The sequence below is a fragment of the Mesorhizobium sp. M0060 genome, from assembly GCF_040323155.1.
Lineage (GTDB): Bacteria > Pseudomonadota > Alphaproteobacteria > Rhizobiales > Rhizobiaceae > Mesorhizobium.
In genome coordinates this window covers 227,541-245,904 of sequence record NZ_JAMYUP010000002.1, presented here as the reverse complement: position 1 = coordinate 245,904, position 18,364 = coordinate 227,541, and the positions used below count along the sequence as shown (strand labels likewise).

Here is an 18,364-nt window from a genome sequence, read left to right as displayed (position 1 = left end):
GGCGCAAATAATCAGTTGTCGACGCGGCCGAAATCGGGCGCGTTGCCAAGCACCACACGCTTGTCCTTGCCGCAGGCAAATGTCTTCGCCTTCTCGTCGGCAAGCTTGCGCGCCTGATCGTTGGCGGCGGGATTGCCGGTGGCGAGCACGAGAGCGATCGTGCAGCCTTCGTGGGCGTCCGGTTGGGCAACCTTGGCGACGATCAGCACTTCCGTCGACTTGTTCTCGCCCTCGGTATCGCTGATCGAGCGACGATGGATGACTGCGAAAGGAACGGCAGTTTTGCCGTTGGCTTCGATACGCCACTCGACTTTGGGTCCAGCCGAATTGAGGCCGGAAAAGCTTTCCCAGACCGTGGTCATGTCGCTAGGCGGAAAGCCGTAGAACAGCGATTCCCGCGCGTCATCGTAGGAAACCAGCACCGGGTAGCCGCCATAGCCCGAACAGGCGAGGTCGGCCCAGTCGCCGTCGCCTTCTTCCGCCTGCGCATAGGTCACGCAGTCCTTCTCCCAGACGAGATCGGTATAGACGCTGGATATATCGCCGGCCCGGGCTGCCTGGCAGAGACCGGCGAGGACAAGCGGAACAAGCAGCAGGGCACGCATGGTGGAGAATCCCCTCTGAACCCTATCTCGACCTAAGCCTTGCAAAAAAATACAGGGCGTACAACGCGGAAAAAGAAGCAGATATAACGAACGTTTGGTAGTCCATCCAACAAATTGCGAGTAGCGACGCGCAAGCTGTAAACAGGGTTAGGGGGACAGCGACGCCCAAGTATAAGAAGATCAAAGCCAACGCCGATATTGAGATGGTCAGCGCGCTCGCTGTCTGGCTAAAGTCAGGCGCCCTGAAGAAGAAATATGCCAAGGTCGATGAAATGAGTATGAGGAACGCAACTCTGCGCAGCACGGCTTCCTTGACCGTATATTCATTCAGACTAAGGACCGTCCTGATGTCTCTCTTTTCTTGGTCGCTGATAAAAACCGAATTTCCCTGCCTCACGTAGTGAAGCAGGAACATCTTTTGAAGATCGTCCAAAATCGTTCGAGCAATCGATTTCAAGTCGTTACGTGCAATGTGAGGCCAAAAGCGGAGCAATCATATTGCTCCCGACCGGCACAGACAGCAAGAGAGCTATTTCTTCAAGCTCGCTTCGATCAGAAGATCGGCGTTACGGGCCACCGACTGCGCCGGTCCGCCGACACCGAACAGCTGGCCGCTGATATAGGCGCCCTCGATCAGGAGCAGCAGCCCGTCGCCCAGCGTGTCGGCGTCGCCGGCGCCCATCTCTGCCGCCATGGCACGCAGGCGGCGGCGCAATTCCTGCTTGTTGGCCTCGCTCACCACGCGGGCCGGATGGCCGTGTTCGGGATATTCGACCGCGGCATTGGTCATGCCGCAGCCGCGATAGTCGGGCCTTTGCGTACGCTTGCCGACACGCGTCAGGAAAGCGACGATCTGCGCGCGCGGATCGCCGGGATGGGCATTCACCGCCTCGTCGAAGCGCTCCCAAAATTCGAGGTCATAGTGCCGGAGATAGGATGCGGCCAACTCATCTTTGGACGGAAAGCTGCGGTAGAGGCTGGGCTTGGTGACGCCGGCACGCCGCACGATCTCGTCGACGCCGATCGCCCTGATACCTTGCCGGTAAAACAGGTCGCGCGCCACCTGGAGAATCCTTTCGGCGGCGCGAGGCGGCGGTGCGTCATTCGTTTTGATCGTTGGTTCAATGCTTTTCATGTCTGGTGTGCCGATTAGCTGGTTGACAATGTTACCGGTCGGTACGTATGTTTCGCGCTCCTGCAACGTACCGGTCAGTAACATGATAGCTCAATCCCGTCCGTTTGGCCAGCGCTACGCTTTCGTCGTGGTCGCCGTCATCTTCCTCTGCCTGCTGATCGCAGCCGGCCTGCGTTCGGCGCCGGCGGTCATGATGCTGCCGCTGGAGAACAGTTTCGGCTGGCGGCGCGACGTCGTCTCGCTGGCCGCGGCCACCGGCATCTTCCTCTATGGCCTGACCGGGCCGTTTGCCGCGGCGCTGATGGAGCGGATCGGGCTTCGCCGCACCTTGCTTGCCGCGCTGCTTTTGATGTCGGGATCGACCGCGCTCAGCCTGCTGATGACCAAGCCGTGGCATCTGCTCCTCACCTGGGGCGTGTTTTCCGGCATCAGCTCGGGCGCCGTCGCTACCGTGCTCGGCGCAACCATCGTCAACCGCTGGTTCAAGACCAATCGCGGCCTGGTGATGGGACTGATGTCGGCGTCGAGCGCCACCGGGCTGCTGGTCTTCCTGCCGCTACTCGCCTCGCTTGCCCAGTCGGGCGGCTGGAAGCCGGTCGCCATTGCCATTGCCGTGGCCACCGCCGCCTTGGTGCCGCTGGTTTATATGCTGGTGCCGGAGCGCCCGGCCTCGATCGGCATGGTGCGTTACGGTGCCGAGGCCGACGACGTGCCGCCGGTGCCGCCAGCCTCGCAAGGCAATTTCCTCACCCAGACGCTGAGCACGCTGCGCCGCGCCGCCGGCACGCGCGTGTTCTGGTACCTGTTCGCCACCTTCTTCGTTTGCGGTTTCACCACCAACGGGTTGGTCGGCACGCATCTGATCGCCTTTTGCGGCGACATGGGCATCGGCGAAGTGCAGGCCGCAGGCCTGCTGTCGATGATGGGCATCTTCGACCTTATCGGCACGACACTGTCGGGCTGGCTCACCGACCGTTTCGACCCGCGCAAGCTGCTCGGCGTCTATTATGGCATTCGCGGCCTGTCGCTGATCTATCTGCCCTATTCCGGCTTCTCGGCGACCAGCCTGATCATCTTCGCGGTGTTTTACGGACTGGACTGGATCGCCACGGTGCCGCCGACGCTCAGGCTCTCCAACGAGGCGTTCGGCGACCGCAGCGGGCCGATCGTCTTCGGCTGGATCGTCGCCGGCCATCAGGTTGGCGCCGCAACGGCCGCCTTTTTCGGCGGCACCATGCGCGAGCTGCAAGGCAATTACGAGCTTGCCTTCCTGATCGCCGGCATGACTGCAATAGCCGCCGCCTGCATCTCGCTGCTGATCAACACCAGCCGCCCGGCGTTCGACCCGGAACCACAGGCGGCATAAGCGCATTCGTCGCAGGAGAGGTGCCGTCGGGCTAAACTGCCGATCTCCCCCACAAGGAGGGCGATCGGCAGTTCGCCCGTTGTTGGTTGTAACGAAACCTTCATCGTTTCGAAATGTGCATGAAACATTGAGGCTGGACCTTGGCGGCGACATTCAACGCCATCCAGGAGACAGCCATGAACAAGATTTCGATGACGCGGCGCGCTTTCGTCACGTCGGCCAGCGCCATTGGCCTGGTCGGCGCGTCGGGCCTCGCCCTTCCTTATTATTCGCGCGCCAATCAGCGCCCGGCCTTCACCCATGGCATCCAGTCCGGCGACGTCGACGCCACCAGCGGCATGGTCTGGACGCGTACGGACCGGCCGTCGCGCGTCATGTTCGAAGTGTCGTCGACGGAGAACTTCGCCAATGCCGTCCGCCTGGCGCCGCTCGATACGTCGCCGGCCAGCGACTATACGGTGAAGCGGCTGCTTACCGATCTCGCCTCCGACCAGGACATCTTCTACCGTATGGTCGCGGCCGATCTTGCCGACATCAACGCCGTTTCAGAGCCGATCGTCGGCCGTTTCCGCACAGCACCTGCCTCGAAGCGCGACATTCGTTTCGCCTGGTCGGGCGACACCGCCGGCCAGGGCTGGGGCATCGACGACACCGGCATGAAGACCTATGCCACGATCGGGAAGCATACGCCCGACTTCTTCCTGCATTCGGGCGACACGATCTATGCAGACGGCGCGATGAAGGACGAGGTTGACCTGCCCGGCGGCGGCAAGTGGAAGAACACCGTGCTCATCGATGAAAAGCGCAAGGTTGCCGAGACGCTGGACGAATACCGGGGTCAGTGGAAATACAATTTGATGGACAGGAACGTGCTCGCACTGAACGCCATCTGCCCGACGTTCTACCAGTGGGACGATCATGAGGTGCTGAACAACTGGTCGGATTCGAAGGATCTGACCGCCGACGACCGCTACACCGAAAAATCCATCCATGTGCTGGCGGCACGCGCTGCACGCGCCTTCCACGAAATGACGACGATCCGCTACGAGCCGTCGGAGCCCGGCCGCGTCTATCGCAAGATCGCCTATGGGCCGCTGCTCGACGTGTTCTTTCTCGACATGCGTTCCTATCGCGGTCCCAATGGTCCGAATATGCAGGAGACGATGACGCCGCAATCGCGCATCCTTGGCGAACAGCAGACGAAATGGCTGAAGCGCGGACTGGCGAATTCCAAGGCAACCTGGAAAATCATCGCCGCCGACATGCCGCTCGGCCTCGTCGTCTGGAACGACGGCACCAAGAAGGTCGGGGCTGAGGCAGTCAGCAATGGCGACAATGGGCTGGCCAAGGGGCGCGAGCTGGAAATTGCCGACCTCCTTCGCTATATAAAGAACGCGGGCATCAGTAATACCGTCTGGCTCACCGCAGACGTGCATTACACAGCCGCGCATTACTACAATCCGGACAAGGCGCAGTTCCAGGACTTCAATCCGTTCTGGGAATTCGTTTCGGGTCCGATCCATTCCGGCACGTTCGGACCTAATGATTTCGACATGACCTTCGGCCCGGAGCTGAAGTTCATCAAGGCGCCGACTGCCGAACAGGGTCAGAACCTGCCGCCGTCGGCCGGCCTGCAGTTCTTCGGCCTCGTCGACATCGATGGCGCCACTGAGCAGTTGACGGTGCGGCTGATGGATCGCGACGACAGCGAACTCTACAAGGTCACGCTCGATCCGGTGCGGTCGGCGTGAGAAGCCTGGACCGCTACCCTCGGTCCAGCCCAAGGGCAGGCTCCGGGGAGACGTGCATCAATCGGGATAGCAGACGACGGGAATCTTGGGCCATACGGCTTGGTCGCATCCGGCGTTTTGCTGCCGGTGCTTGAAGGCGGTGCTGACCGGCCCGGTCACCATCGGGTCGACCCCATCGGGGGCATCGGCAAAAAGCTGCTCCGCCGAACGCTTGTCGGACGGCAGGGCAGTCTGCGTCTCCTTGAACGACGCGGCCGATTGCGCCGCGCCTGCCGCGAGGAGGACGGCGAGTGCGGTACATGCCAAAATCGGCCGGAGTCTGATGCCTGCGTCGATCATGAAATTCGAACTGCCCGGACCATGAAAGGTTCCGCCTTGGTTAATAATTCCACTTCACACCAAGACATTTAAGATTTGGTGACTTTATTTGGTGGCTCGCCTCCTCTTTCGCAATTGCGAAAAACCCTGTATGAGCCGCCCAACCGAAAGAGGCAGCGCCTTTTGGCCTGCTGCCTGCAACGCTCCCGAGACCGAAACATGAAAATCCGCAATATCGCGATCATCGCGCACGTCGACCATGGAAAAACCACCCTCGTCGACCAGCTTCTGAAACAGTCCGGCTCGTTCCGCGACAATCAGCGCGTCGCCGAGCGCGCCATGGATTCGAACGATCTCGAAAAAGAACGCGGCATCACCATCCTGGCCAAGGCGACCTCGGTCGACTGGAAGGACACCCGCGTCAACATCGTCGATACGCCCGGCCACGCCGATTTCGGCGGCGAGGTCGAGCGCATCCTTTCGATGGTGGATTCGGCCATCGTGCTGGTCGACGCCGCCGAGGGGCCGATGCCGCAGACCAAGTTCGTCGTCGGCAAGGCACTTAAGGTGGGCTTGAAGCCGATTGTCGTCATCAACAAGATCGACCGGCCGGATGCCCGCCACGTCGAAGTGGTCAACGAGGTGTTCGACCTTTTTGCAGCACTTGACGCCACCGACGAGCAACTCGACTTTCCGATCCTTTACGGTTCAGGCCGCGACGGCTGGGTCTCGGAAAACCCTGAAGGCCCGAAGGACCAGGGGCTGGCGCCGCTATTCGACCTCGTCATCAAGCACGTGCCGGCGCCGACCGTTCATCCCGGCCCGTTCCGCATGATCGGCACCATTCTGGAAGCCAATCCGTTCCTCGGCCGCATCATCACCGGCCGTATCGAATCCGGCACGCTGAAATCCAACCAGGCGGTCAAGGTGCTGGACCATGACGGCACCCAGGTCGAAACCGGCCGCATCTCGAAGATCCTTGCTTTCCGCGGGCTCGAGCGCCAGCCGATCGAGGAAGCGCAGGCGGGCGACATCGTCGCCATCGCCGGCTTGTCGAAAGGCACTGTCGCCGACACGTTCTGCGACCTGTCGGTGACCGAGCCGCTGCACGCGCAGCCGATCGATCCGCCGACCGTGACGATGTCGTTCCTCGTCAACGATTCACCGCTGGCCGGCACAGAAGGCGACAAGGTGACCAGCCGCGTCATCCGCGACCGCCTGCTGCGCGAGGCCGAAGGCAATGTCGCGCTGAAGATCGAGGAATCGCCGGATAAGGATTCGTTCTTCGTCTCCGGACGCGGCGAATTGCAGCTGGCCGTGCTGATCGAGACTATGCGCCGCGAAGGTTTTGAGATCGCCGTGTCGCGGCCGCGCGTCGTCATGCAGAAAGGCGAGAACGGCGAATTGCTGGAGCCGGTCGAGGAAGTCGTCATCGACGTCGACGAGGAGCATGCCGGCGTCGTCGTGCAGAAGATGTCGGAGCGCAAGGCCGAAATGGTCGAGCTGCGCCCTTCGGGCGGCAACCGCCAGCGCATCGTCTTCCACGCGCCGACGCGCGGCCTGATCGGCTACCAGTCGGAGCTGCTGACCGACACGCGCGGCACCGCCGTGATGAACCGCCTGTTCCATGCCTACGAGCCCTATAAGGGCGAGTTGCCGGGCCGTACCAATGGCGTGCTGATCTCCAATGAACAGGGTGAATCGGTAGCTTACGCCATGTGGAACCTGGAAGACCGCGGCCCGATGGTCATCGACCCCGGCGTCAAGGTCTATCAGGGCATGATCATCGGCATCCATTCCAGGGACAACGACCTCGAAGTGAACGTGCTGAAGGGCAAGAAGCTGACCAACATCCGCGCCGCCGGCAAGGACGAGGCGGTGAAGCTGACGCCGCCGATCCGCATGACGCTGGAGCGCGCGCTGGCCTGGATCCAGGACGACGAGCTGGTCGAAGTGACGCCGAAAACCATCCGCCTGCGCAAGCTCTATCTCGACCCGAACGAGCGCAAGCGGTTTGAGAAGTCGGCGAAAGTGGTCGGCGCGGCGTAAAGGGCAATACCGCGCAATGAGCGGCAAACTCGTCACGGCTGTCATATACGACAATCGACCCGAGGCCGAAGTTTGCGTGTCGATGCTCGACGCGTATGGAATTTATGCTCTCGCGAATTACCTTCTCGACACGGGCAGGCTCGGCTTGATCCATGTGCAAGTCGCCGACAGCGATCTCGATGCGGCCAAGGGTTTGATTGGCTCGGTCCCCGAAGCGGGCGACTGAGCCTTGGCCGCAATTGTCTCTGATTGCGCATGCCCTCGCCGTTGCCTTATCCACCTGCAGCCGAAATGATATCGTCCCGGTCTGGTTCGCCAGACAGGTGGACGCGGATCGCCGTTCCCGCCCGAGCCGGCCTGCGCAAGGCTTTGGCACCGTCCGGACCGACGGCCAGCAATCGCTTCTCTTCCCAAACCTGAAGCCGCGATCGCGAGATACCGAGTTCGTTGGCCAGCAACCGGTCGAGCCGCAGCGCTGTCGGCATTTCGAGCCTGAGATGGAGTTCGAGAGCGGTGGTGTTTTCCGGCCTGTCCCCGAGCACCTCCTTATGAACGACGGCTTCAGGAAACTCCTCGACGCGCCCGATCCTGCTTCGCAGTGCGACAACATCGAAGGCATGGCGACGCGCCAATGCCGAGTCGTTGCTTTCGAATGCCTGCAGCAGGGCCGGCTCTATGTCGCGGCGGCTGCATCGCTCCAGAACGCCGAAATTCCAAGAGTTGTCGCAATAGATGCATCGGTAGATCAGCCACGCATCGATGCGTTTGCCGTTGGCGTTGACGCGGAATTTCCCGCTGCTGTGGTAAGGCTTCAGGCCGCCGCAGCGATTGCAGTTGAGGTGAGGTCGAGGTGCGATCTTGGGCGTGATCGCCCAGCGGATGCGCAGTATCGAAGACATGCCGAAAAGCCCCTTCCCGTCGGGAAGTTCGTCAGATCGGCGATGTCGAGTTGCCCATGCGGGCACGGCGTGGCGAGAGGCTGCGGTGGTCGGAATCAGGTGTCGCGGGTAATCGTGCGCGACAGCGGTTCAGCAGTGCCAAACCGGTCTCGAACCGCCACCCTGAAGAACAGATGATGTGAAAACAGGCACCGCGACTGCGACGCCCTGCTCTGTGTCGGGGGAGTTGACGAGACCGGCGGTTACGTAGGCAAAGTGAAGCTCGAAAAGGATTTCGGGACGACATTTCTAGCCGCGAGGTGCCTGGCCGACAAGCCCTCTTTCTGTGGACGCTACCGTCGCCGGAACGGTTGGGTTACATTGAACAATCCAACATCTCAAAGAGATCCGGGTCATGCATTTCACGTCGCTTCTGATTTTTGCCGCTGCCCTTTTCGTCGCCGCCGGCTCGCCCGGCCCGTCGATCGCCGCGCTTGTGGCGCGGGTCATCTCAAAAGGTTTTCGCGACGTGTTTCCGTTCCTGCTTGCCATGTGGATCGGCGAAGCGATCTGGCTGTCACTGGCGGTGTTCGGCCTGGCCGTCGTGGCGCAGACGTTCCATTTTGCCTTTGTCGTCGTGAAGTGGGTCGGCGTCGCTTATCTCGCCTGGCTTGCCTGGAAGATGTGGACGGCACCGGTCGAGGCAAAAGAAGGTTCGTTGCCGCGCGAAGATTCGCCCGCCAAGCTGTTCTTTGCCGGCATGGCGGTGACGCTTGGCAACCCCAAGATCATGATGTTCTATCTGGCGCTGCTGCCGACCATCATCGACCTCGGTTCGGTCAGCATGATCGGCTGGGTCGAGCTGACGGCGACCATGGCCGTGGTGCTGGTCGCCATCGATCTGGCCTGGGTGCTCGCCGCAGCGCAGGCGCGCAAACTGCTCAAAAGCAAGCGCGCGATGAAGATCGCCAACCGCGTCAGCGCCGGCACCATGGCCGGCGCTGCGGCGGCGATCGCTGCTCGGTCCTGAGCCGGCGCGTCAACCCATTTCGATTATCGGCGCGATCTCGACGCTGAAACCCGGGTCCGTCAGGATAGGACAATCCTTGGCTTTGCCGACGGCATCGTCGATGTCTTTCGCTTGGATGATTGTGTAACCGGCGGTCGGATTGCTGCCTCCATTGTTCTCGACCTTGCCGCCAGGCAGCAGGGTCTTCGACATGCCGACCGGATTGCCCCCATCGATCACGGCCGAGCCAAGCTTGCCGTACCATCCGTTCCAGGCATCCATCGCTGCTTTCCGTTCGGCCTCATCGGTCGGCATCTTGCCAGAGCCGTGATAGATGTAGAGAAATTTTGCCATGCTCTCCTCCTCTGATCGGCGGCGTCGAACCGGCATGCGGTCACGCCGCATGCTGATCATCGGACCAAACCGGCAAACAAGCAACGAGAATGCGAAGCAGCTAATATAACGTGCGGTTGACTCGCAGCCGCGGTGCCCTATCGCGCCATCGAGTGGTATTCATCGTTCGGCCGCATGTCGATTGCCGATGCCAGGCGGTTCGACATGTTGAAGAAGGCGGCGGTCGAGGCGATGTCCCAGATGTCGCGGTCGGAAAAGCCGACTTGCCGCAGCGCCGCCCGGTCGGCCTCGACCATCTTTGCCGGCTGCTCGGTCAGCTTCACCGCGAATTCGAGCATTGCGCGCTGCCTGTCCGACAGCTCGGCGGCGCGAAAATTCATCGCCATCATCTCGCCGAAGGCCGGATCGCCGGAAAGCTGGCGCACCGCCGCGCCATGCGCGGCCAGGCAATAGTAGCAATGGTTTATGGAGGAGACGGCCACCGCGATCATCTCGCGTTCGAGTTTCGACAGGCCGGATTCACCCAGCATCAAATCATTGTACATGTCGGTGAAGGCGCGCAGCTTCTTCTCGTCGAAGGCATAGGCGAGCAGCACATTGGGAACGAGGCCGAGTTTCTCCTCGCATTTGGCGAAATAGGACTTGGTCGCGTCGCTCAGCTCCGCCGGCGCAAGGTCAAGCGCGGTGATTTTGTCCGTCATGGCGGATTTCTCCTCGTTTTTCGCCAGCCTGCCGGTGAATTCCGACATTTCGTCGCAAGCCGTCAAACCTTTGTCGCCAAATACCGGTCATCTGCTACCATAGTTGTAAAAACACGACGGGAGGGAATTAGCTCATGGCCGGCCTGAAATCCGCAAGCCAGTTGAAAAAGATGAGTGCGGCCAAGGGCAGCGAAAAGCCCGGCAGGCTTGCCGATTACCTGCTGGCCCGAGCTCCGGCCGAAGATGTCGCCGCTTATGACGTCATCGATCTCGAACGCGCTGCCGAACTCGTCGGCCGCGCCGTCGCCCGGCACAAGAAGGACGACTGCGTCGTTGCCATAGACGTCGATTCCGGTGTCGTCCGCCAGGGCCGGCCGATGACGGTGATCACCGTCGTCAACGACAACATGCCGTTCCTGTTCGATTCCGTCCTCGGCGAAATCACCGAGAGCGCCGGCGAGCCGCTGCTGGTTACCCATCCGGTCATCGTCGTCAGGCACGGCAAGAACGGCGTCGAGGAAATCCTCGGCGATGGCGGCTTTGCCAAGGGCGACCATAGCCATGACCGCCTGAGCGTCATCCACGTCCATATCGGCCGCCTTTCGGCCGAGCAGGCCGAAGGCCTGTCCGCACGCCTGACGAAGCTGTTGGGCCAAGTGCGCGCCGCCGTAACCGACTGGAAGCCGATGCTTGCCCGCCTCGACCAGGCGATCTCGGAATTCCGCTACTCGCCGGTGCCGCTCGACAAGGCCCATGTCACCGAGGCGATCGCCTTCCTCGAATGGCTGCGCGACGACAATTTCACCTTTCTTGGCATGCGCGAATTCAAGTACACCGGCGGCGAGAAGAGCGGTATGCTGGAGCGCGCCGAAAAGCCCGGCCTCGGCATCCTTTCCGATCCCGACGTGCTGGTGCTCAGGCGCGGCACCGAAGCGGTGAGCACGACGCCGGAAATCCGCGCCTTCCTGCATGGGCCGGAACCGCTGATCGTTACCAAGGCCAATGCCAAGTCATCGGTGCACCGCCGCATCTACCTCGACTATATCGGCGTCAAGACCTACACCGGCAAAGGCGTGCTTTCAGGCGAGCTCCGCATCGTCGGCCTGTTCACCTCGACTGCCTATACGCGCTCGGTGATGAAAATCCCCTATCTGCGCTCGAAGGCGGAAACCGTCATTGCCAAATCCGGCTTCAATCCCGGCGACCATTCCGGCAAGGCATTGATCAACGTGCTGGAGAGCTATCCGCGTGACGAGCTGTTTCAGGTTCCGGTGCCTATCCTGCGCAAGCATGCCGAAGCCATCCTGGGCTTGATCGAGCGGCCGCGCGTCAGGGCGCTGGTGCGTGTCGACCAGTTCGACCGCTTCGTCTCGATTCTCGTCTTCGTGCCGCGCGACCGCTACGACAGCGTCGTGCGCGAGAAGATCGGCACCTATCTGAAGACGGTGTTCGAAGGCCGGCTGTCGGCCTATTATCCGGCCTTCCCGGAAGGCGGGCTGGCGCGCGTCCATTTCATCATCGGCCGCTCCGGCGGCAAGACGCCGAAGGTCGAGCAGGCGACGATCGAGGCGGCGATTCGCGACATCGTACGGACCTGGGACGATGCCCTGCGCGAGACCGCGACCGAGACAGGCGCCGACGCGAGACTCACGGCCATCGCCTCGCGCTTTTCGGAAAGCTATCGCGACAGTTTTCCGCCGGCGGTGGCGCTGGCCGACGCCGGGCGCATCGCCAAGCTCGACGCGTCAAATCCGATCGCCATCGACTACTACCGTCATGCCAACCAGAAGCCGCATCAGGCGGCGCTGAAAATCTATCACCACGGCAGCCCGGTGGCGCTGTCGCGGCGTGTGCCGGTGCTGGAAAACATCGGTTTCCGCGTCATCAGCGAGCGCACTTTCGAGGTAAGCGACAATCAATCCGGCATGGTCTTCATCCACGACATGGAACTCGAGAACAGCTACGGCAGGCCGATCGACCTCGACAATGGCGGCGCGCTGTTCGAGGATGCGTTCTTGTCCGTCTGGCGCGGCAACGTCGACAATGACGGCTATAACGGCCTCGCCCAGACCGCAGGCCTGTGGTCGGGCGAGATCACCGTCCTGCGCGCCTATGGCCGCTATCTGCAGCAGGCCGGTATCCCGCAGAGCCAGGATTTCATCGCCGCCGCGCTGAACCGCTTTCCCGAGATCGCCCGCGGCCTGCATGCGCTGTTCGTCGCCCGCCTCGGGCCGACGGCGGAAACGGAAGGCGTCGTTCAGGCCAAACATCTGAAGGCCAAGATCACGGATGCGCTGGAAGACGTTCCCAACATCGACGACGACACCATCATCCGCCGTTATCTGAACCTGATCGAAGCCTCGCTGCGCACCAATCATTTCGTTGCCGATACGAAAGAGAAAGGCCAATCACTGGCGATCAAGCTCGATTCGCAATCGGTCGACGGCTTGCCGGCGCCGCGGCCATGGCGGGAGATCTTCGTCTACGGCTCCGAGGTCGAGGGCGTGCATCTGCGCTTCGGCCCGGTCGCACGCGGCGGCCTGCGCTGGTCGGACCGCGCCCAGGACTACCGCACCGAGGTGCTCGGCCTGGTCAAGGCGCAGCAGGTCAAGAATGCGGTGATCGTGCCGGTCGGCGCCAAGGGCGGCTTCTATCCGAAGAAGTTGCCGATGAGCGCCGGTCGCGACGCCATTTTCGAGGCCGGCACGGCCGCCTACAAGAACTACGTCTCCAGCCTGTTGTCGATCACCGACAATATCGGACTGGACGGCGTCATCCCGCCGGCCGGCGTGGTGCGGCGCGACCAGGACGATCCCTATTTCGTCGTCGCCGCCGACAAGGGCACGGCGACCTTCTCGGACACTGCCAACGCCATCAGTGAAAAGCACGGCTTCTGGCTCGACGACGCTTTCGCCAGCGGCGGTTCGGCAGGTTACGACCACAAGAAGATGGGCATCACCGCCAAGGGTGCCTGGGAAGCGGTCAAGCGGCATTTCCGCGAGATGAACCGCGACATCCAGACCACGCCCTTCACCGTCGTTGGCGTCGGCGACATGTCGGGCGACGTGTTCGGCAACGGCATGCTGCTGTCGGGGCAGACCCGGCTGATCGCCGCCTTCGACCATCGCGACATCGTCATCGATCCCGATCCCGACATGGCGGCTTCGATGGCCGAGCGCAGGCGCGTGTTCGCGCTGCCGCGCTCAAGCTGGCAGGATTACGACAAGACGAAGCTGTCCGAGGGCGGCATCATCGTTTCGCGCAGCCAGAAGTCGATCACCCTGCCGGCGGCCGCGGCCGCGGCGATCGGCCTAGGCAAGTCAACGGCCACGCCGGTCGAGATCATGAGTGCCATTCTCAAGGCGCCGGCAGACCTTTTGTGGTTCGGCGGTATCGGCACATATGTCAGGGCGTCGAGCGAGACCAACCAGGATGTCGGCGACCGTGCCAATGACGCGATCCGCATCACCGCGCTCGACCTGCGCGCCAAGGTCATCGGCGAAGGCGCCAATCTCGGCGTCACGCAGCGGGCGCGCATCGAGTTCGGGATGAATGGCGGCCGCTGCAATTCGGATGCCATCGACAATTCGGGCGGCGTCAACTGCTCCGACGTGGAGGTCAACATCAAGATCGCGCTGGCTTCCGCCATGCGCAAAGGATCGTTGACCCGGCCGGCGCGTAACAAATTGCTGGCCGAGATGACCGACGAGGTCAGCGGCCTGGTGCTGTCCAACAATTACGAGCAGACGCTGGCGCTGTCCCTTGCCCGCAAGCGCGGCCTTGCCGACATCGCCCATCAGAGTCGTTTCATGGCGGCGCTCGAGGCGCGCGGGCTGCTCGACCGTGCCGTCGAGACGCTGCCGTCGCCGGCGGCCCTTGCCGAGCGCGAGACGCGCGGCGAGCCGCTGACCCGGGCTGAACTCGGCGTGCTGCTCGCCTATGCCAAGATCGTGCTGTTTTCCGACATCGTCGCCAGCGACGTGCCGGACGATCCGCATTTCGACCGCGACCTGATGGGTTACTTTCCCGACCGCATGGCGAAGAAATATGCGGCAGAAATCCACGGCCATCGCCTGCGCCGCGAGATCATCGCCCGTGTAGTCGCCAACGATCTGGTCAATCGCGGCGGCCCGTCCTTCGTCAACAGGCTGCAGGAAGCGACTGGCCGCAGTGCCGCCGATGTCGTGCGCACCTTCGCCGTGGTGCGGGATGGTTTTGCGCTGCCGGCGCTCTATCGCCAGATCGACGCGCTCGACAACCAGATCGACGGACAGATCCAGCTCGACCTCTATCAGGCGGTCAGCCGGCTGATCTTTGTGACCAGCGGCTGGTATCTGAAGAACGATGCCGGCACCGCACCGCTCGGGCAGCGGATCGCCGAGTTGCAGGATGCGCGCAGGGCGTTGGAGCCGAAGCTCGTCTCGCTGCTGCCCGCTTTCTCGCGCGAGCGGATCGAGGAGCGGCGGCATAGCCTGTCAAAGGGCGGTGCGCCGGAGAGCCTTGCCGAACAGCTGGCGCTGACCGATGTGGCGGAACTTGTCCCCGACATCGCGCTGACGGCGCGGATGGCGAATGCCGATATCGTCGCTGCCGCCAAGGCGTTTTTCGCGGTCAGCGACGTCTTCCGCATCCCGCGCGTCGAGGACGCGGCGCGCTCGATCACGCCCTCGGATTATTACGATCAACTGGCGCTTTCCCGCGCCACCGACACGATCGGCGCGGCGAGGCGTGGCATCGCGGTGGCGGCACTGACCAGCCATGCCGAGGCGGCGGATCCGGTGGCGACATGGCTGGAAGCCGGCGGCGAACGGGTCGGGCGCATCCGCGAGCGGCTGCAGGCGCTGACCGAGGGCGGCGACATCACCGTATCGCGGCTGTCCGTCGCGTCCGGCCTGATGAGCGATCTGACGGCGCTGTGAGCAGCCTTCCACATCGCGCGGGATTGCCGGAAAGAACTGCGCTATAGAACGAACGGCGCCCTGCTTTGGGGCGCTGGGGCATGATCCCGAACGTGACGATCGGCTTTGGGATCATGCTCAAAGAAAAGACGGAGCGTCATTCCGACTCGATCGGAATCTAGCAAGCTCCAGCGGAGGGGACATGGTTGAGATGGCAATGCAGCGGGCGTCGGGACGCGGCATCTGGGGATGGATGCTGTTCGACTGGGCGGCACAGCCGTTCTTCACGGTCGTCACCACCTTCATCTTCGGTCCTTATTTCGTCTCGCGCATGGCCAGCAATCCGGAGACGGGGCAAGCGGCGTGGGGCTACGGCATTGCCGCCGCCGGCCTCGTCATCGCCGTCTTGTCACCGATCCTCGGTTCGATCGCCGATCAAACCGGACCACGCAAACCGTGGATCGCCTTCTTCGCCGCGGTCAAGATCACCAGTCTCACGCTGCTGTGGTTCGCCGCGCCCGGCTCTAATCTTTTTCTGGTCGTGGCGGTGTTCTCGCTGGCGTCGGTCGCGGCGGAATTCTCGACCGTGTTCAATGATTCGATGATGCCGCGCCTGGTGCCGAAGAGCGACATCGGCAGGATCTCGAACATGGCCTGGGGCCTCGGCTATCTCGGCGGCATGATCGCGCTGATCTTCGTCGTTACCGTCATGGCCGGCTCGCCTGAAACCGGCAAGACCGTCGTCGGGCTCGACCCGATCTTCGGCCTTGACCCCAGGCTCGGCGAGGACGCGCGCGCCACCGGACCGTTGTCGGCGGCCTGGTATTTCCTGTTCATCCTGCCGATGTTCTTCTTCACGCCTGACGCGATCAAAGGCATGCCAATCGGGCCGGCGGTGCGCGAGGGATTGTCGGAACTGAAGTCGACGCTGGCCGAAGTGCGCAAGCGCAGTGGCATTTTTCGCTTTCTCGTCGCCCGCATGATCTATCAGGACGGCGTCAACGCGCTGCTGGCGCTGGGCGGAACGTTTGCGGCGGCGATGTTCCATTGGTCGATTACCGAGATCGGCCTGTTCGGCATCATACTCAACGTCGTCGCCATAATCGGATGCCTGGTTGCCGCACGCCTCGACGCAGCACTGGGTTCCAAGATCATAGTGATGATTTCGCTTGTCATGCTGAGCATTGCCACGATCGGCATCGTCTCAACCGGCCCGGGCTATACGCTGTTCGGCGCCTGGATAATGCCCGGACTGGATGGCGGCGGATTGTTCGGCACGGCGGCGGAAAAAGCCTACATTTTCTACGGCCTGCTGATCGGGCTTGCCTTCGGGCCGGTGCAGGCATCGTCGCGCTCCTACATGGCACGCAGCGTCACCGCAGCCGAATCGGGCCGCTATTTCGGCATCTATGCGCTGGCCGGTCGGGCAACCAGTTTTGCCGCACCATTCATGGTGGCCACGATCACCCTGGCCAGCGGCTCGGCGCGGCTCGGCATGGCGGCGATCGTGCTGTTCCTCGGCGTCGGCATCGCGATCCTGATCGGCACGCCTTACCCCGCGGATCGGCCGGCTGAGTAGCTTCCCCACAAGGAGAGGGACGGGCGCTCAATGCCGGAAGTGCCTCACTCCGGTGAAGACCATGGCGATGCCGTGAGCGTCGGCGGCGGCGATGACATCGTCGTCGCGCATCGAGCCGCCCGGCTGGATGACGGCGGTGGCCCCGGCTTCGATTGCCGACAAAAGCCCATCCGCGAACGGGAAAAAGGCATCCGAGGCGACGACCGAGCCCTTGGTCAAAGGCTCCGTCAGACCGGCAGCCTCGGCCGCGTCGAGCGCCTTGCGCGCGGCGATACGCGAGGAATCGACCCGGCTCATCTGACCGGCGCCGATGCCGACGGTGGCACCATCCCTGGCGTAGACGATGGCGTTCGACTTGACGTGCTTTGCCACGCGAAAGGCGAATTTCAGATCGGCCAATTCGGCCGGCGTCGGGGCGCGCCGGGTCACCACTTTCAGCTCGAGGTCATCCACCACCGCATTGTCGCGGCCCTGGACGAGCAAGCCGCCAGCAACCGATTTTAAGCCGAAACCCGCCGCGCGCGGGTCGGGCAGGCCGCCGGTGACCAGCAGGCGTAAATTCTTCTTGGCGGCGACGACGCGGATCGCTTCGTCCGAGGCGTCCGGCGCGATGATGACCTCGGTGAAGGTTTTGACGATCTCTTCGGCAGCCTCGGCATCGAGGATTAGGTTCATGGCGACGATGCCGCCGTAGGCCGAGACCGGGTCGCAGGCCAGCGCCCTGGCATAGGCCGCTTGCAGTGAAGCGCCTTCGGCGACGCCGCACGGATTGGCGTGCTTGATGATGGCAACCGCGGCGGAGCGGGCCGGATCGAACTCGCCGACCAGTTCGAAGGCGGCGTCGGTATCGTTGATGTTGTTGTAGGAAAGCTGCTTGCCCTGAAGCTGGCGCGCCGTAGCGACGCCCGGTCGCCTGTCGCCATTGACATAGAAGCTGGCGCCCTGATGCGGGTTTTCGCCATAGCGCATCACCGATTGCAGCTTGCCGCCGAAGGCGCGCCATGTCGGATGCTCGATCTCCAGCGCCTCGGCGAACCATCCCGAGATCGCCGCATCGTAGCTGGCGGTGCGGGCAAAGGCCTTGGCTGCCAGCTTCTTGCGGAAATCCAGCGACAGCGAGCCGAAATTCATCTCCAGCGCGTTGAGCACCGAGGCATAGTCGTCAGGGTCGGTGACGATGCCGACATAAGCGTGGTTCTTGGCCGAGGCACGGATCATCGCCGGGCCGCCGATGTCGATATTTTCGACGATCGCCGCGTAGTCGGCGCCGGAGCGGCGCACCTCTTCGAACGGATAAAGATTGGAGACGACGAGATCGATCGGCTCGATGCCGTGGTCGCGCATCGCCGCGGCGTGCTCGGGATCGTCGCGAACACCGAGCAGTGCGCCATGCACCGACGGGTGCAGCGTCTTGACGCGCCCGTCCATGATCTCGGGAAAGCCGGTGAGCTCGGATACGTCGCGCACGACCATGCCGGCCTCGGCAAGGGCCTTCGCCGTGCCGCCGGTCGAGACCAGCTCGACGCCGGCCGAAGCCAGCGCCCTGGCGAAATCGATCAGGCCGGTCTTGTCAAAGACGGAAAGCAGCGCGCGGCGGATGGGAACGAGATCGGGCGCTGGAATATTCTTGGCGGCGACGGCCATAGGCTGGCGGCCTTTCGACTTCTGGTTGGAGAGCGTCCGCGGGCCGTAGCATATGAGGCCCGGAAATCAAGCCGCAA

At 62.7% G+C, this 18,364-nt stretch carries 14 protein-coding genes; 7 read left to right on the top strand and 7 right to left on the bottom strand.

Going from position 1 to position 18,364, the window contains the following annotated elements; translation table 11 throughout:
* Window positions 1-11: 11 nt before the first annotated feature.
* Both NKJ94_RS03470 and NKJ94_RS03465 read right to left on the bottom strand, forming a co-directional pair.
* Entirely contained in the window at window positions 12-605 is a 594-nt protein-coding gene (locus tag NKJ94_RS03470) for a hypothetical protein (RefSeq protein WP_352522987.1), read from the bottom strand.
* Window positions 606-1,134: 529 nt separating this feature from the next.
* Window positions 1,135-1,740, bottom strand: a complete 606-nt coding sequence (locus NKJ94_RS03465; protein ID WP_352522986.1) for a TetR/AcrR family transcriptional regulator — start codon at window positions 1,738-1,740, stop codon at window positions 1,135-1,137.
* 82 nt (window positions 1,741-1,822) lie between these two features.
* Between NKJ94_RS03465 and NKJ94_RS03460 the strand changes: the two genes are divergently transcribed.
* Both NKJ94_RS03460 and NKJ94_RS03455 read left to right on the top strand, forming a co-directional pair.
* Complete coding sequence (locus NKJ94_RS03460) at window positions 1,823-3,106, top strand: MFS transporter (RefSeq protein ID WP_352522985.1); 1,284 nt, start codon at window positions 1,823-1,825, stop codon at window positions 3,104-3,106.
* A 176-nt stretch (window positions 3,107-3,282) separates the two neighbouring features.
* Window positions 3,283-4,857 (top strand): alkaline phosphatase D family protein, encoded by a 1,575-nt coding sequence (locus NKJ94_RS03455; RefSeq protein WP_352522984.1) that lies wholly within the window; start codon window positions 3,283-3,285, stop codon window positions 4,855-4,857.
* A 57-nt stretch (window positions 4,858-4,914) separates the two neighbouring features.
* On the opposite strand, the gene NKJ94_RS03450 is transcribed toward NKJ94_RS03455, so the two are convergent.
* On the bottom strand, window positions 4,915-5,196 hold the full coding sequence (locus tag NKJ94_RS03450; RefSeq protein WP_352522983.1) for a hypothetical protein: 282 nt from the start codon (window positions 5,194-5,196) through the stop codon (window positions 4,915-4,917).
* 198 nt (window positions 5,197-5,394) lie between these two features.
* On the opposite strand from NKJ94_RS03450, the gene typA reads away from it, so the two are divergent.
* Both typA and NKJ94_RS03440 read left to right on the top strand, forming a co-directional pair.
* On the top strand, window positions 5,395-7,224 hold the full coding sequence (gene typA, locus NKJ94_RS03445; protein WP_352522982.1) for a translational GTPase TypA: 1,830 nt from the start codon (window positions 5,395-5,397) through the stop codon (window positions 7,222-7,224).
* Between the two features lie 16 nt (window positions 7,225-7,240).
* Entirely contained in the window at window positions 7,241-7,450 is a 210-nt protein-coding gene (locus tag NKJ94_RS03440) for a hypothetical protein (protein WP_352522981.1), read from the top strand.
* A 46-nt stretch (window positions 7,451-7,496) separates the two neighbouring features.
* Here NKJ94_RS03440 and NKJ94_RS03435 read toward each other — a convergent pair whose 3' ends face one another.
* Window positions 7,497-8,123 carry a DUF1062 domain-containing protein gene (locus tag NKJ94_RS03435; RefSeq protein ID WP_352522980.1) on the bottom strand — a complete coding sequence of 209 codons (627 nt, stop codon included), beginning with the start codon at window positions 8,121-8,123 and terminating at the stop codon, window positions 7,497-7,499.
* A gap of 394 nt (window positions 8,124-8,517) precedes the next feature.
* Here NKJ94_RS03435 and NKJ94_RS03430 point away from each other — a divergent pair, with 394 nt between their 5' ends.
* Window positions 8,518-9,132, top strand: coding sequence for a LysE family translocator (locus NKJ94_RS03430; RefSeq protein WP_352522979.1), 615 nt, complete (start codon window positions 8,518-8,520; stop codon window positions 9,130-9,132).
* 9 nt (window positions 9,133-9,141) lie between these two features.
* Here the strand turns inward: NKJ94_RS03430 and NKJ94_RS03425 are convergent, their stop codons facing one another.
* Both NKJ94_RS03425 and NKJ94_RS03420 read right to left on the bottom strand, forming a co-directional pair.
* On the bottom strand, window positions 9,142-9,465 hold the full coding sequence (locus NKJ94_RS03425) for a YciI family protein (RefSeq protein ID WP_352522978.1): 324 nt from the start codon (window positions 9,463-9,465) through the stop codon (window positions 9,142-9,144).
* Between the two features lie 137 nt (window positions 9,466-9,602).
* Window positions 9,603-10,166, bottom strand: coding sequence for a peroxidase-related enzyme (locus NKJ94_RS03420; protein ID WP_352522977.1), 564 nt, complete (start codon window positions 10,164-10,166; stop codon window positions 9,603-9,605).
* 134 nt (window positions 10,167-10,300) lie between these two features.
* Here NKJ94_RS03420 and NKJ94_RS03415 point away from each other — a divergent pair, with 134 nt between their 5' ends.
* Window positions 10,301-15,085: an NAD-glutamate dehydrogenase gene (locus NKJ94_RS03415; RefSeq protein WP_352522976.1), complete on the top strand. Its 4,785-nt coding sequence runs from the start codon at window positions 10,301-10,303 to the stop codon at window positions 15,083-15,085.
* Window positions 15,086-15,266: 181 nt separating this feature from the next.
* Window positions 15,267-16,643 carry an MFS transporter gene (locus NKJ94_RS03410; RefSeq protein WP_352522975.1) on the top strand — a complete coding sequence of 459 codons (1,377 nt, stop codon included), beginning with the start codon at window positions 15,267-15,269 and terminating at the stop codon, window positions 16,641-16,643.
* 27 nt (window positions 16,644-16,670) lie between these two features.
* Here NKJ94_RS03410 and purH read toward each other — a convergent pair whose 3' ends face one another.
* Window positions 16,671-18,287 carry a bifunctional phosphoribosylaminoimidazolecarboxamide formyltransferase/IMP cyclohydrolase gene (purH, locus tag NKJ94_RS03405; RefSeq protein ID WP_352522974.1) on the bottom strand — a complete coding sequence of 539 codons (1,617 nt, stop codon included), beginning with the start codon at window positions 18,285-18,287 and terminating at the stop codon, window positions 16,671-16,673.
* Between the last annotated feature and the right edge of the window lie 77 nt (window positions 18,288-18,364).